General features: G+C 63.9%; 10 protein-coding genes. 5 read left to right on the top strand and 5 right to left on the bottom strand.

The features are described from left to right. Positions 1–23: 23 nt before the first annotated feature. Positions 24–7,148, bottom strand: a complete 7,125-nt coding sequence (locus OIU37_RS03795) for a hypothetical protein (protein WP_264255823.1) — start codon at positions 7,146–7,148, stop codon at positions 24–26. A gap of 462 nt (positions 7,149–7,610) precedes the next feature. Here OIU37_RS03795 and OIU37_RS03790 point away from each other — a divergent pair, with 462 nt between their 5' ends. Then, positions 7,611–7,994, top strand: a complete 384-nt coding sequence (locus tag OIU37_RS03790; RefSeq protein ID WP_003540152.1) for an Hpt domain-containing protein — start codon at positions 7,611–7,613, stop codon at positions 7,992–7,994. A gap of 262 nt (positions 7,995–8,256) precedes the next feature. Continuing rightward, entirely contained in the window at positions 8,257–8,577 is a 321-nt protein-coding gene (locus OIU37_RS03785; RefSeq protein ID WP_003540151.1) for a 2Fe-2S iron-sulfur cluster-binding protein, read from the top strand. Between the two features lie 315 nt (positions 8,578–8,892). Here the strand turns inward: OIU37_RS03785 and OIU37_RS03780 are convergent, their stop codons facing one another. Next, positions 8,893–9,519, bottom strand: coding sequence for a DUF922 domain-containing Zn-dependent protease (locus OIU37_RS03780; protein ID WP_168311208.1), 627 nt, complete (start codon positions 9,517–9,519; stop codon positions 8,893–8,895). Between the two features lie 101 nt (positions 9,520–9,620). Here OIU37_RS03780 and folP point away from each other — a divergent pair, with 101 nt between their 5' ends. Genes folP through folK form a run of 3 tightly spaced genes read left to right on the top strand, consistent with a single transcriptional unit; the run spans position 9,621 to position 11,363 of the window. Beyond that, on the top strand, positions 9,621–10,490 hold the full coding sequence (gene folP / locus OIU37_RS03775) for a dihydropteroate synthase (protein WP_168311209.1): 870 nt from the start codon (positions 9,621–9,623) through the stop codon (positions 10,488–10,490). Continuing rightward, a complete protein-coding gene (gene folB / locus OIU37_RS03770) occupies positions 10,487–10,852 on the top strand; it encodes a dihydroneopterin aldolase (RefSeq protein WP_027667693.1) in 366 nt (121 codons plus the stop codon). The genes folP and folB overlap by 4 nt, the downstream gene beginning before the upstream one ends. Further along, entirely contained in the window at positions 10,845–11,363 is a 519-nt protein-coding gene (gene folK / locus OIU37_RS03765; RefSeq protein WP_168311276.1) for a 2-amino-4-hydroxy-6-hydroxymethyldihydropteridine diphosphokinase, read from the top strand. Before folB ends, folK begins: the two co-directional genes overlap by 8 nt. A 67-nt stretch (positions 11,364–11,430) precedes the next feature. Here folK and OIU37_RS03760 read toward each other — a convergent pair whose 3' ends face one another. The 3 genes from OIU37_RS03760 to OIU37_RS03750 all read right to left on the bottom strand — a co-directional run bounded on the left by OIU37_RS03760 (position 11,431) and on the right by OIU37_RS03750 (position 14,744). After that, complete coding sequence (locus OIU37_RS03760; RefSeq protein ID WP_003540146.1) at positions 11,431–11,982, bottom strand: hypothetical protein; 552 nt, start codon at positions 11,980–11,982, stop codon at positions 11,431–11,433. Between the two features lie 210 nt (positions 11,983–12,192). After that, positions 12,193–13,272 carry a YcjF family protein gene (locus tag OIU37_RS03755; protein WP_264255804.1) on the bottom strand — a complete coding sequence of 360 codons (1,080 nt, stop codon included), beginning with the start codon at positions 13,270–13,272 and terminating at the stop codon, positions 12,193–12,195. Beyond that, positions 13,269–14,744 carry a YcjX family protein gene (locus tag OIU37_RS03750; protein ID WP_168311212.1) on the bottom strand — a complete coding sequence of 492 codons (1,476 nt, stop codon included), beginning with the start codon at positions 14,742–14,744 and terminating at the stop codon, positions 13,269–13,271. The genes OIU37_RS03755 and OIU37_RS03750 overlap by 4 nt, the downstream gene beginning before the upstream one ends. Between the last annotated feature and the right edge of the window lie 20 nt (positions 14,745–14,764).

Here is a 14,764-nt window from a genome sequence, read left to right as displayed (position 1 = left end):
ATATCTGGTTCAGATCAGCAAGTTCAGCCGAGCCTGCCTGCTGCATGAGCGAGCATGGTGTAGACCTTGCCCGTGTCCGAGGTGAGGTAGGATTGCGTCACCGTGCGGTTCGGGTCGGTGCGGGCGACATCGGCGAGCAGCTTTTCGAAATCACCGATGTAGCGGTCGACGGCTGTGCGGAATTCCGGTTCGCGGTCGTATTTGCGCTTGATCTCGTCGAAGGTCTGCTGGCCCTTCAGCGTGTAGAGGCGGCGGGTGAAGACGTCGCGCTCGCCGCGTTGATAACGGCGCCAGAGATCGACCGAGGCGTCGTGGTCGATGGCGCGGGCGATATCGACCGAGAGCGAGTTCAGCGATTCGACGACGTGGCGCGGATTGCGGCTGTCATTGCTGCGCGCGGTCGGTGCTGCAGTTTCCGCCGGGCGGGCCGGAGCGCGGGCAGCCGCCTCGTCAGCAGCCTCCTCACGCGAGGCGCCGCGCAGGAGATCGCTGATCCAGCCGCCGCTTTCCGGACGGGCCGGCTCTTGGCGACCTGTTTCCGGGCGACCTGTTTCCTGGCGAGCGGGGGCAGGCTGCGAGGCGGCGCGCTGGGGGGCGGCAGCCGGCGCAGACGGTGCGATCGTTCCGCGCAGACCTGTCGCTTCGATCGGCGGCGGCGCTGCCGGCTGCGGAGGCTGGGCTGCGACCGGCTGGGCGGGGCGGGGCGCCGGCTGGACCTGGGCGAGCGTGCGGGCGACGGGCTCGGAGATCTCGAGCTGCTGGCTGGAGCGGCCGACGAGCTGGGAGATATCCTGCAGCGCCTTGATCTGCTCGGCGACGGCCCGGCGCATGGCCGAGGCGCTTTCCTTGGCCTCTTCGGGAAGATCGAAGGCGCCGCGCTTCAGTTCGGCGCGGGTGGCGTCGAGTTCGCTGCGGATGTCGGCGGCGGAGCGGCGGATATCCTCGGTGGCGCCGGAGAAGCGGCCGACGGCATCATCGATCGCCTCGCGCAGCGCTTCGCGCATGTGCTGGGCGGCACCGTCGGAGGCGCGGCCGGCTTCGCCGAGCATGCGCTCGACCTCCGACAGCGAGGCGGTGAGACCACCGCGAATGCGATTGGAGAGATCGCCGGAGCGGCGCTCGACATTGGCGAAGGTGCCGTCGATCGTCGTATTGGCCTCGTCGCCGGCGCGGGTGATCGCCTCGCGCATCGTCTCTGCCGCTTCCTGGGCGCGCTTCTCGGTTTCGGTGAGAATGCGGCCGATATCGGCGAAGGAGGACTGCACGCCCTGGCGCAGATTGCCGGTGACTTGGGTCGAGCGCTGCTCTGCCCGCTCGAATACGGTTTCGATCATGCCGCCGAGGCCGCGCATGGTCTTTTCGATCTCGGCCGAGCGCTGGACGAGGCCGACGGAGAGCGTCTGCAGAGCGCTCTCGCGCTCCTCGAGCGTCGAGGCGAGGTTGGACTGGGCGGCACCGAGAAGCTGCGAGGCCTGGGTCAGGACCTTGGAGTGTTCGTCGAAGCGGCCGATGATGCTGCCGACTTGCGATAGCGTCTGGCCCGAAATGTCGGAGAGGCGGTCGACCTTGCCTTCGAGAAGCCTGGTCGAGGCCGAGACCATTTCAGCAGCCTTGGTGGCGGAATCGGCAAAGCGCGTCGTGGTATCGCCGAGACGGCCGTCGACGCTGGTCAGTTGCTCGGCGGCGCGGTTCATCATCATCGCCATCGCCGCGCTGCTTTCCGACATGCGCTCGACAAGGCCGTTGACGTTGCCGACCAGGCTGTTCTCGATGGCGCTGACGGCATTGGCGACATTCTCGGTGCGGGCGGCAACGGCGCTGGCGAGCGCTTCGTTTTCGGCGCGCAGACGATCGGCGCTGAGGTTGGCCGCGGCGGTGATGCGAGCGGCAGCCTGCTCGCCGGCATCGGTGTAGCGGTCGATGATCGGGCGGGCCGTTTCGTCGAGGATGCGCGTCAATTCGACCGAACGGCCAGCGAGCATCGAGTTGAGGTCGCGGGTGCGTTCCTCGAGCGTCGAGCGGATCGAGTTGCCGCGCGCTTCGAGCCCCCGGTCGATCTCGGAGAACGTCGTATCGATCTCGCGGGCGCGCTCCTCGAGATTGGAGCGGATGGCGCTGCTGCGGGCTTCGAGCGCTCGGTCGACATCCGCCATGGTGGCGGAAATCTCGCTGCCGGCGCCCGACAGCGTCGAGCGGATGGCACTGCCGCGCGCCTCCAGAGACTGGCCGGCATCCGACAGCACCTTGGAGATGGCATTGACTTGCGTGCCGACAATGGTCTCGGCCTCGGCGACCTTGTTGACGATGGCGTTGCCGGCTTCCGAGAAGGTTTGGGCGACGGCAGCAGCCTGGCTTGCCAGTCGGTTCTGAGCTTCGGCGACCCGGGTGACGATCTGCGACGAGCGCTCATCCATGGTGCGGGTGAATTCGTCGCTTTTCGCATTGAGATCCTCAGCGAATTGCTGGCCGGTCTTGCCGAGCAGTTCGGTGGTTCTCGTCGCTTCGCCTTCCATTCCCTGGGCCGCGTCGGCAACCGCGCTGCGCAGCGTCGAGGCGAGACCGGCGGCCTTGCCTTCGATGGTGCGGTTGACGGCTTCAAGGCCGACGGTCAAGGCGCGGTCCATAGTCGAGAGACGTTCCTCGATGCGTTCATTGCCGCGGTCGAGGGTTTCGCCGAGGCTTGCAGTGCGGCCTTCGATGGCGCCCGTCAGGGTCGTGGTGCGGCTGTCCAGCGTCTCGGCCAGATTGGCGGTGCGGCTGTCGATCGCCTGAGTGAGGTTTGCAGCACTGCCTTCGAGCGTCGCCGAGATGCGCTGCGCAGCGTCGTCGCTAAGCGCACCGAGACGGGAAACGCCGTCGGCAAGTACGCCGGACAGCTGGCCGGTGGCCGCTTCGACCTTTTCGGCAACGCCGCCGACGCCGTCGCGGATGCGGGTCTCGATCGCAGCAAGACCGGCTTCCACACGCGATCCGGTTTCTTCAAAACGGCCCGTCAGGCTTTCGACCGACCGATCGAGATGGGTGGACAAATCCTGGGTGGAGCTCGAAATCGCGTTTGCCGCCTCCTGGAAACGGCCGGCGATCTGGCCGGCGCCGGCATGCATGCGATCTTCCAATGTCTGGGCGCCGGCATCAATCGCCTGGCGGATAGCGGCTTCACGGTGCTCCAGCGACAATTCGAGCATGCCGACGCTCGTCGCCACCGAGGTGCCGATGCTGGTCGCCTGTTCGGCCAGCGTATCGCTGATCAGCGCATGGGCCTGGTTCAGCGACAGGTCTATGGCGTTGGCGCGGTCTTCGAGCGTCGTGCGGATGCGCTCATGGGCAGAGGCGAGCCCGCCCTCGATGCGCGCCGCGGCCTCGTCGGCGAGGCCCCCGAGCCGCGTATGTGCATCGGTCAGGCGGCCTTCGATGCGGCCGGTCAAGCCGCCGACGAGATCCTCGAAGCGGTCGCCGCCGGCATCGAGAACGCCCGAGAGGGCGGCGCTATGTTCGGAAAGCGCATTTTCGAGCCGCTGCTGATTGTCGGTATAGGCGGTGCGGATCGCATCGGTCTTGTCGGAGAAGGCGCCGGCCACTCGTGCCTCGGCACCGGAGACGGCCTCCATGATGGCGTTGCTGCGGGCTTCGAGCACACTGTCGAAGCGGCTCTGGTTATCGTCGAGCGAAATGGCGAGCGCCATGGTCTTTTCATCGAGCGTATCGGTGAGCCGATCGTGGGTTGCCGTTACGGCGCCGATGATCGCGGCGGTGCGGTGGCCCAAGGCTTCTTCGAGGCGGGCCTGGCCTTCGCTCAGCGAGGAGGCGAGGGCGGCGGCCTTCTGGTCGAGTACACCGTTCAGGCCGTCATGCGTGCCGGAGACCGCATTGGTGATCGCATCGGCGCCTGTTGTCAGCGTCTCCTCGAGACGGCTCTGGCTCTCGTTCAGCGAGATGGCAAGCGCCATCGCCCGATCGTCGAGTGTCTCCGACAGGCGGTCGTGCGTGGCGGAGACCGCATTCAGGAAGGACTCCGAGCGGCTATCCAGCGTATCCTGCAGGCGGCTCTGACTCTCGTTCAGGGAGGCGGCGATCGCCGTCGCCTTTTCGTCGAGCGTCTCCGAGAGACGGTCGTGCGTGCCGGACACGGCCTTGAGGAAGGCTTCGGAGCGTGCTTCCAGCGTGTCTTCGATCCGCGATTGGCTCTCATTGAGCGAGATGGCGAGCGTCATCGCCTTCTCGTCCAGCGTTTCGGACAGACGGTCATGGGTGCCGGAGACGGCATTCAGCAGGGCCGTCGAGCGGGTTTCCAGCGTGTCCTCGATCCGCGTCTGGGTTTCGTTGAGCGAGATGGCGAGTGCCATCGCTTTTTCGTCGAGCGTTTCGGAGAGGCGATCATGGGTACCGGAGACGGCATTCAGCAGCGCTGCGGAGCGGGTTTCGAGCGTATTCTCGATACGGGCCTGGCCTTCACTCAACGAGGCGTCAAAAGCTGCCGCCTTGCCGTCCAGCGTCTCCGAGAGGCGGTCATGGGTGCCGGAGACGGCGTTCAGCAGGGCGGCGGAACGGGTTTCAAGCGTATCCTCGATGCGGGCCTGGCCTTCGTTCAAGGAAATGGCGAGCGCCATCGCCTTCTCGTCGAGCGTCTCGGCAAGGCGGTCGCGCGTGCCGGATACAGTGTTCAGCAGTGCCTCGGCGCGCGTTCCAAGCGCATCCTCGATGCGGGCATGGCGCTCGTCGAGCGAGGTTGTAAGGGCCGCCGCCTTGCTGTCCAACGTTTCCGACAGGCGATCATGCGTGCCGGAGACGGCATTGAGGAAGGCCTCGGAGCGCGTCTCGAGCGTATCTTCGATGCGGGCCTGGTTTTCGCTGAGCGAAATGGCCAGCGCCATCGCCTTCTCGTCGAGCGTCTCGGAGAGGCGATCATGGGTGCCGGAGACGGCGTTCAACAAAGCTTCGGAGCGGGTCTCGAGCGTGTCCTCGATGCGGGCCTGGCTCTCGTTCAGAGAGATGGCAAGCGCCATCGCCTTTTCATCGAGGGTCTCGGCAAGACGGTCATGGGTGCCGGAGACGGCATTGATGATGGCGTCGGAGCGGGTCGTCAGCGCTTCCTCGAAGCGGCCGTGATGGGTGGTCAGCGCCTCGAGCAATGCGCCGCCGCGCTCTGCCATGACGCTGTCGATACGGCCGTGGGCCGTGCCGAGCGCCTCGCTGATTTCGGCCGCGCGGGCGGTAAGCACGCCGCTGAGCTCCTCGGCGCGACCGCCGAAGGCAGCGGTCACCTGCTCGGTGCCAGCGGCAACGGCCGTCGTCAGATCGGTGGTGGTGGTGCGCAGCGTGTCGCGGAATTCGGCCGAGCGTGTCTGAAGGTTGTTCTGCAGCTCGGAGGTGCCGGTCGCAAGCGTCAGCGCAATTTCCGAAGTGGCGCTCTGCAGCGCCGAGGTCAGCTCGCCGGTGCGGCTGGTGAGTGCCGTGGTGATTTCGTCCACCCGGTTGCCGAGCGTGCTTTCCAGCACTTCGTGGCCGGTGGCAAGCGCGGTGGCAAGCGCCAGCGACTGGTCGCTCATCGACGAACCGAGCCGGTCGATGCCGGTATTCAGGATGCCGTCGATTGAATCCGAGCCGCCGGTCAGCGTCTCGTTGATACGGGCGAGGCTCTCCATCAGCTTGGTGTCGAGCGAGCCGGTGCGTTTGTCGAAGGCGCTGGTGAATTCGGCGACGCGTTCGTCGAAGGCGGTCGACAGCTGGGCGACGGTCGTCTGCAGCCGCTCCTCGAAGAAGCCGGAGCGCACGTCGAGATCCATGACGGCGTCGTCGGCGGTGGTCTGCAGGCTCTGGCGGAAGCTTGCGCCCTTTTCGTCGAGCGCGCTGTTAAGCTTCGACAGAACGTCGTCGAGCGTGCCGCCGATGGTGCGTTCGCCTGACGTCAGGCTCTCATTGATCTCGCGGGTGCGGGCGATCAGGATCTCGTTGAGCTGGTGCGTACGCTCGTTCAGCGCCGCATTCAGCTTTTCGGTGCTGCTGTCCATGGTCGAGGCGCGCGTCTCGAACTGGCTAAGCAGCCTTTCGCCATGGTCGTTGAGATTGACGGAGAGGGCTTCGAGGCGGTTGTCGAATTCGGTGGCCAGCGCAAAACCCGATGCGTTCAGGGTCTGCAGCAGGGTATCGGTCTTGGCTGCGAGCAGGCTGCCCATCGACTGCAGGGCGCTGTCCGACTTTTCCAGGATCGTCGCGGCGCGTGTATCGATCAGCGAGGCGAAGGCTTCACCCGACGTGGCAAGCCGCACCGCGATCTCTTCGGTCGCAAGCGACAGCTCTTCCTTCAACTGGTCGTGGACGCTGCCGATCGAAGTGCGGATACGGTCGGCATGGTTGACGATCGCCTCGCGCTCGGAGCCGAGTTCGTGGACAAGGCCGCGAACGCGCAACTCGTTGTCGGCATAAGAACGCTCAAGCGCATTGACTTCGGAATGGACGAGCGTTTCCAGCTCGGAGGCACGCGCGATGGTGCGCTCGATGCCTTCATTCATAGCCGAGACCTCACGGCGCACGGCCTGGCCGACGGTCATGATGCGCTCGGAGGCTATGGTTTCCGGCTCTGCCAGGCGCAACGCCACCTCTGCCATGGAGCGGGCGGCGTTGCGCATGTCCTGGGCGCGGGAGATCATGATGGCGAAGGCATAGAACATCATCACGGGAATGATGATGCCGACGAGGCCAGCGATAACGCCGGGCAGGGCGACGAGATCGGCGAGCGAACGGATCTGCCAGATCTGTGGAGCATAAAGCAGCGACATCAGGCCGAGGCCGGCCATGACCCAAAGCACGGAAAACAGGGTGGCGGTGCGCACCGCCGAGCGGCTGGAGGCGCCGTCGAAGGATTTCAGGATCGAGGCGGGCGTATTGCGGCTGGCATCGTTGGCGGGCGCGAAGGCCGGACCCCTGGAAGCCTGCTCGCCGGCGGCACCGCGGCGGCTGCGGCGCTGCGCTTCTTCCTGGGCCTGCTGGTTACGCGCATTTACTGGATCAGACACATTAGCCTCCGGGGCCTGGGGCGCGTCGCCGCGGCGAGACGGTACGTTATCCTTGCTAAAGTCGATCTGGAGCGCCTCGTCCAATGCCTTGAACGCCTTGTCCTCAATTGACTCGTTATATTTGTTGTTCGCCATTCGGTTATGCCTCGTTACTGTCAGCCAGTCCGACAGCGCATCCTGGGCTTCCGCCTCACCCGGGAACAACTTTGCCGTTCCAGCCTTCCATCCCAACGAAGGACGGATAAGCATGTCATTTCAGAGTAGATAGCCGCTTTTTCAAACGGAAGGTATCAAAACACTACCATTATCCACTCGCTCGGCAAAGGCGCGTACCATAAACCCGCTCCACCAGTATCGTAGTGACACATCTGGGCTCTTCACACAATTAATGAAGGCTTGAGATTCACGGCGCGTTAACCCGTTGTTAACACCTTTGAATCCTAGGCGCGGCTTAAAAACCAATAATTTAGGGATATTTAACGGATGTTAACCATATGGCGAGATTTCCACCCTGAATGTGCCGGAATTTAACGTGATGGCCACCCTCCTGTCGCAGAACTGTTGCAACTGCGGACGACAGAGACGGGAGAATTGGCAATGGCAGCCCAGATGGCAGCATTGAACATCGTATTCGAGGCGCCTGATAATGCAAAGGGACCGTGTCCCTCCAAGGTCCGGCCGATCGATCTGGTCCATCTCGCAAAGCAGACGATGGGCGACAAGACGCTGGAACTCGAAGTCCTTCAGATGTTTGCGCGTCAGGCCCGCGCATGCCTTCAGGATATTGCCAGCGGCGAAACCATCCGTATCGGCGCAGCCGCGCATCGGCTGAAAGGCGCGGCAAGCTCGGTCGGCGCGTTCCGCGTGTCGCAGACAGCGGAAGCCGTCGAGGAGAACGGCGGCGATGCCGGCGCGACGGCAGCGCTCGGTGCCGCCGTCATCGACGCCGAGAATTTCATTCTGAAGCTCTGCCGCGGCTGATTTCCAAGTCTTTCGTTGATGCATGTCGTTGTCCCAAAACCGCTGCACAGTTTTGGACGGCATGCATAAGATGCCGTTCGAACGAGGCCCGTTGTTCCATTGCGGAACCTCGGGTCTTTTTGCGACCTGCTTCATGACGCTTTGAAGACGGCGGACGAAGGCCTGATCTGCGACGCTATGGCGAATTGCCGCGATGTTGACTGACGCGTCGATTTGTCGGAAGAAAATCCGCCCACCCACTTGAAGACCGGAAATAGTCCTGATGCCCAAACTTACCATCGTCGCCTTCGACGGCACGCGCTTCGACCTCGATGTCGACCAAGGCTCCACCGTGATGGAGAATGCCGTGCGCAATTCGGTGCCCGGCATCGAGGCCGAATGCGGTGGCGCCTGCGCCTGCGCGACCTGTCATGTCTATGTCGACGAGGAGTGGACGGAGAAGGTCGGCCAGCCTGAAGCGATGGAAGAGGACATGCTCGACTTCGCCTTCGATGTGCGCCCGACCTCGCGGCTGTCCTGTCAGATCCGGATGAAGGCTGTCTATGACGGGCTCGTGGTGCACGTGCCGGAACGCCAGGCCTGAAGCACGCTGCTCTTCAAACGTCGCCGAAAAATTCGATACCAAAAAAACGCCTCGCGCGCTAGAGCGAGCGAGGCGAGGCGGGCGCATTACCTACGGATGAGGGAGGAACATCCGCGGCTTCGGAACGCGCCAGGAGAACCCAGCGATGAAAGTGCAGATGCCGTACCTGAACTTTCGAATGTGTTCATATTAACGCGTTCCGGTTGAGTCTGCCAGGATGAAAAATGACCAGTAAATCGCTGGGGAGGGTGCAAGTTTCGCACAAGTTTCGTTATGCAGCTAAGGTTTTCCGCTCGCAACCAGACTGAAAAAGCCTTATTTTGCGCCGGCTCGACCGTTGATTCGATTGTTCAGCAACCTCAGCATGCGCTTCTGAAAATTGACCGCCTCGACCCGGTCGAATCGCGCCTGCTGCCGGTCGTGCTCCTCTATACCGCGAGCTGATTCGTCGGAGACGAGTTCCTGCATGGCTTCGCAGCTGCGCTGCCGCGGCAGCGCGCGAATGGCGCGCTCCATGGCGCGGGCCTGGTCGCGGGCGATCTCGGCATGGCGCTCCTCGTGGCGCTTGATATCGCTCGACAGCGCGTCCCAGATCATCGACAGCTCCTTGCTGGCGCCCTTGCGGCTGCTCCAGCGCGGCAGGATGATCTGGGTGTGGACCGTGACCTTGACGTAGCCGACGCGGCAGCGCCCGTTATTCTGAACATAGGTTGCCTCGCCGCCGAAGCGGATCTTCGTAGCGCCGGGATGGCGTGCCGAGGAACCGCTTGCCGTTGGGCCGCGCCGGCTGAGTTCGCGGTCGAGCTCATCCGCGGTTTTGCCGCGAATGTCGAAATAGGAATAGCTTTTCGATGCGATCACTTCGGCTGCCGACGGGCTGCAAAGAGAAAGAGCAATGGAAAAGGCGATGGGAACGACCATATAACGCACTGCAAGCGGCATTCTGAACGCAACCCGTGTTGAAATCGACAGGAGCTTGGGGCATAGCCACCCCAAGCGCAATATCAGATGGCGCTTTTTTCGTCATCAATGGGATAAGTCTGGTGACAGGGCTCGAAGGCAGCATATGGCGTGTCGGCCATGGCCGGGAGATCGAACTCGGCCGTCGTTCGGTGATCATGGCGATCATCAACGTGACGCCGGACTCCTTTTCCGACGGCGGACGTTTTGAAACCGTCGATGCGGCGGTCGAACAGGCGCTGCGGGCGGTGAGCGAGGGTGCCGGCATCATTGATATCGGCGGCGAATCGACCCGGCCGAACGCAGCAACCGTCAGCCCTTCCGAGGAGCAGGCGCGCGTGCTGCCCGTTATCCAGGCACTGCGCGGCCGCACCCAGGCGCTGATCTCGATCGATACTTACCGCGCCGAGACGGCGCGGCTTGCGATCAGTGCCGGCGCCCATATCGTCAACGACGTCTTCGGGCTGCAGAAGGAGCCCGATATCGCCGATATCGCTGCGGTGACCGGAGCCGGGCTCTGTATCATGCATACCGGCCGCGACAGGGCGAAGCTTCCCGATGTCATCGCCGACCAGGTGCATTTTCTCAAACGGTCGCTTGCCATCGCTGCGGCATCAGGCGTCAACAGCGACCGTATCGTGCTCGATCCGGGCTTCGGCTTTGCCAAGGAGACGGCAGAGGAGAATCTGGAACTGATGGCGCGGTTTTCCGAACTTTCCCGCTTCGGCTTGCCGCTGCTCGCCGGCACGTCGCGCAAGCGCTTCCTCGGCACGGTGACGGGGCGTGAGGCGCAGGACAGGGATGCGGCGACGGCTGCGACCAGCGCGCTGCTCAGGCTTCAAGGGGCTGCGGTTTTCCGCGTGCACAATGTCGCAATCAACAGGGACGCGCTCGAGATCGCCGATGCTATGCTGAATGCGCGCCAGGAATTCGAGAGGAAGCGGCCGACATGACCACCTACACGATCACGCTGCAGAACTGCGCCTTCTTCGCGCGCCACGGCGTGCATGACGAGGAGGAATTCCTCGGCCAGCGTTTCTTCGTCGATGCCGAGCTCGATGTCGTCGCCGGCGAGGCGCTGGAAAGCGATTCGATCAACGACACCGTCAATTACGGCATCGCCTTCACCGTGATCGAGCAGATCGTCACCGGCAAGCGGCGCTACCTGATCGAGGCCCTGGCGCTCGATATCGCCAAGGGGCTCTGCGAGACATTCCCGCAGATCCGGCGGGCGAAGATCACGGTGCGCAAGCCGAACGCGCCGGTGCCCGGCGTGCTCGATTTCGTGCAGGTGAGCGTTGAACACTTTGCCTGAGGCCGCACTAAAAACCGCCACACTCGGCCTCGGCGGTAATATCGGCGACCCTGTGAAGGCGATGGCTGCGGCACTGCAGAAGCTGGACGGACGCAACGACTGCCGGGTTACGGCGGTCTCGCGGCTCTATCGCACGCCGCCCTGGGGCAAGACCGACCAATCGTTCTTCTTCAATGCCTGTGCTGTTGTCGACACCAGGCTGGAGCCTGAGGCTTTGCTCGATGTCTGCCTGTCGATCGAACGAGAGATGAAACGCGAGCGCATCGAGCGCTGGGGTCCGCGCACGCTCGATATCGACGTGCTGACTTATGGCGACGTGATTCAGGACGCGCCGCGGCTGGAACTGCCGCATCCGCGCATGACGGATCGCGGTTTCGTGCTGATGCCGCTTGCCGATATCGCGCCGGGTCTTCTGGTCAGGGGCAGGGCGGTCGGTGACTGGCTTGATGATGCCGAAGTGACCGGTATCGAGATTGCCGACGACAGTCGCGACTGGTGGCTGAGCGCCTGAAGAAGGGAACCTGAAACGGAAACGGCGGGAAACCCGCCGCTTCAGGAAAATCCGCAGTGCGGTTTGTCTACTGGATGGAACCGACGGCCATCTCGTCGACCTGGCGGGTCAGTGTCAGGCCGATCACCGGGATCATCTGACTTTCGACCTTGACTGAAACGGTGACGTTCATCGTCTTGTCGTCGCGCACGCGCGCGATCATCGCACCATTCAGCTTGGCGCGGTTGATGCCGACAACGACGGTATCCTCGCTGACGGCACCGGAGACGACGTCAAGGCCCTTGCCGGCGGCGCCGTCGAGGAATTTGCCCTTATAGCTCGAGCCCGACTGAGAGATGACGGCGGTCATCGGCTGCTTGAAGACGCCGACGCGGCAGGTGCCGTCGAGCTTGATGCCGGCGCTGCTGTCGCCGGTGGGCTCACCGATCAGGTTGCAGGTGAATTTTGTGCCCTTGTACTTGCCGGCGACGATTTCACCGGGGCCCTTCCAGGAGCCGGCGACGGAATCGAAGAAGGCCTTGTCACGGGTTGCAGCGGTGGCTGCCGGTGCGACATCTGCGACGGGAGACAATGCCGCGGCGGCCAAGCCGCATACGATGAGAAACTTGCGCGAATACATGGATTTTCCTTGGCAAACACCACTCACGAACTGACTGCAAGTTTTGCCGAAGAATGGTTAATCCTTCCTTTCGATTGTGCCGAAATGCAAGGCAACACAGAGCTTTCGTGCGGCAGAGATTTTAAATCTTCGTCACTAAAGCGTTGAAGCTGCTAGAGTTTCTTCGGCATTACGCAAGGGGAGGCAAAATCTGGTTATTCGCTGCTTTGTTCAGGGATTGTTGCCGCGCGGCGACATGGAGGGAGTGAGATCGCCGATGAAATCACCGATTCCCGGCCGCTTCAGGGCGCGGAAGGCGAGCGGGCGGCAGAGATCCATCGCCGCGATTCCAATTCGGGCGGTCATCAGGCCGTTGATGACGCCTTCGCCCAGTCGGGCCGAGAGCTTCGAGGCCAGCCCGTGGCCGAGCACCTGCTGGACGAGGCTGTCGCCAACGGCAATAGAGCCGGTGACGGCCAGATGCGCCAGTACGTCACGCAGCAGACGGAACATGCCGAGCGTGCCGGGACGGCCGCCGTAAAGCTCGGCCATGGCGCGGATGAGGCGCACGGCCTCATAGAGCACGTAGAGCAGGTCGACCACGGCGCGCGGGCTGACGGCGGTAACGATCGAGACGCGCTTCGAGGCGTTGACGATCAGGGCGCGGGCCTTGCGGTCGAGCGGAGCGAGCAGTTCCCGTTCGGCGAGCGCGATCAGATGCGGGGGATCGATAACCTCGCCCTCGGTCTCCTTCAGCGTCGCGCGGCCCTTCGCCGTCTCCGGATTGGTGGAAAGGAGCGTGGTAAGGCGTGCGACTACGGCGCGCGCTTTCACTGGTCGGGTTTCGAGCATCGCCACGTCTGCCTCGGCCTTGATCGTCTGGACGGCGGCAAGGCGCATCATGCCGACGGTTTCGCGGATGACGAGGGCAAGTACGGCGAGGATGCCGACTGCGAGCACGGCAAGGGCGGCATAACCCAACCAGTCGGCGCGGGTGAAGAGATCGCGGATCAGGCTATCGGTCCAGAGGCCGATGGCCAGAGACAGCAGGATGCCGAAGGCGCCGGCGGCGATCTTGCCGAAGGAGGTCCGCCGCTTGCGCGGCGCTTGAACGGGGATCGCGCTCAGATCCTTGTCGGGATTGAGGAAGGGATCGTCCTCATCAGGCGTCACGACGATATTCTCGGCGAAGCTTTCCGGCTTGCGCCGCTCACCTCCTTGCCGGCCGTTGTCACGCCGCTCGGTGGCTTCGTCCTCATAGATGAAGGCGGCGGGCGCGCGGCGCGGCGGATCGGACGGGGGCTTGCTCATGCGAGACGGTCTCCGAACAGGAACTGCATGGCACGGTCGAGGCGGATATGCGGCACCGACAGCTTGATGCCGCCGCCGGTTTCCTCAAGATGCGGCGGCCGGAACCTGACGACGTTGACATCGGGCAGCTGCAGGCCGCTCTCGCCCGAGGCGATGCGGTCGAACAGGCTTTCTGGATCCTCCGGCAGGTCGCCGGGGAAGATCGCGGTCTTTCTCTCCCCGTCGAAACGCTCGCCGGCGATCGTTTCGCCCTCCATCGGCGTGCCGACGATAACCGGCAATTCATGGCCGTCGCGTTTGACGGTCGCCTCGCGGGTGGCGCGCACGGAGGCAAGCGCCATGACGTCGATGCCGGCGCCGGCCATGCCGATGCGGTCGATGGCGCGATCCACCAGGCGGCGGGTCAGGGCATCGAGCCGGTCGTGGCTTTCATGATGGAGATGATCGGCCTTGGTGGCAGCGACCAGCACGCGGTCGATGCGGCGCCCGAGCAGGGAGGAGAGCAGCGAATTGGTGCCGGGGCGGAAACAGGCGAGCACGTCGGTCAGTGCGCGCTCCAGATCCTGCACGGCTTCGGGGCCGCGGTTCATCGCCTGCAGCGCATCGACCAGGACGATCTGGCGGTCGAGCCGGGCGAAATGCTCGCGGAAGAAAGGTTTGACGACGACCGATTTGTAGGCCTCGTAGCGCCGCTCCATCATCGTCCAGAGCGAGCCTCGGCCGGGACGGCCATCCGGCGGCAGAGCCAGCGGCGCGAAGGTCAACGCCGGCGAGCCGTCGAGATCGCCGGGCAGGAGCAGACGGCCAGGCGGCAAGGTGGAAAGCGAGCGTTCGTCGGCTTTGCAGGCTTTGAGATAATCGGCAAAAGCGGTGGCGAGGTCGCGGGCGACCATCTCGTCGGCGCCGGCATGGATATCGGCGGCACGTGTCAGCGCCAGCCATTGGCGCGACAGCTCGGAGCGGACGCCGGTTTCGGCAAGCGCGATCGTCTCTTCGCTGAACGTGCGGTAGTCCTTGCCGAGCAGCGGCAGGTCGAGCAGCCATTCGCCGGGATAATCGACGATATCGATCGACAAGCGACCGGGCGAAAACAACCGATTCCAGCCGCTGGCGCTCTGATAATCCAGCGTGATGCGCAGTTCTGATATGGCGCGGGTCGAATCCGGCCAGATACGGTCCTTCACCAGCGCGCGGATATGGTCCTCGTACTGGAAGCGTGGCACGGCATCATCCGGCTGCGGCTCCAGCCGCACCGCCGAGACGCGGCCGGATTGGATCGGCTCGAACAGTGGCAGTCGGCCGCCATGCAGCAGATTGTGAACCAGCGAGGAGATGAAGACCGTCTTGCCGGAGCGGGAGAGGCCGGTAACGCCGAGCCGCACGGTTGGGTTGACGAGGCCGCTCGCCCGGTCGGCGAGATTGTCGAAGGCGATGCGGGCGTCATCGGCAAAGGATGTCAGGCGTGGCGGCAAGGCGCGATTCCGGTTGGTGA

Source organism: Rhizobium sp. BT-226 (genome assembly GCF_025847085.2).
In the GTDB taxonomy this organism is placed as follows: domain Bacteria; phylum Pseudomonadota; class Alphaproteobacteria; order Rhizobiales; family Rhizobiaceae; genus Rhizobium; species Rhizobium sophorae.
This window is presented reverse-complemented; position numbering and strand designations above follow the sequence as displayed.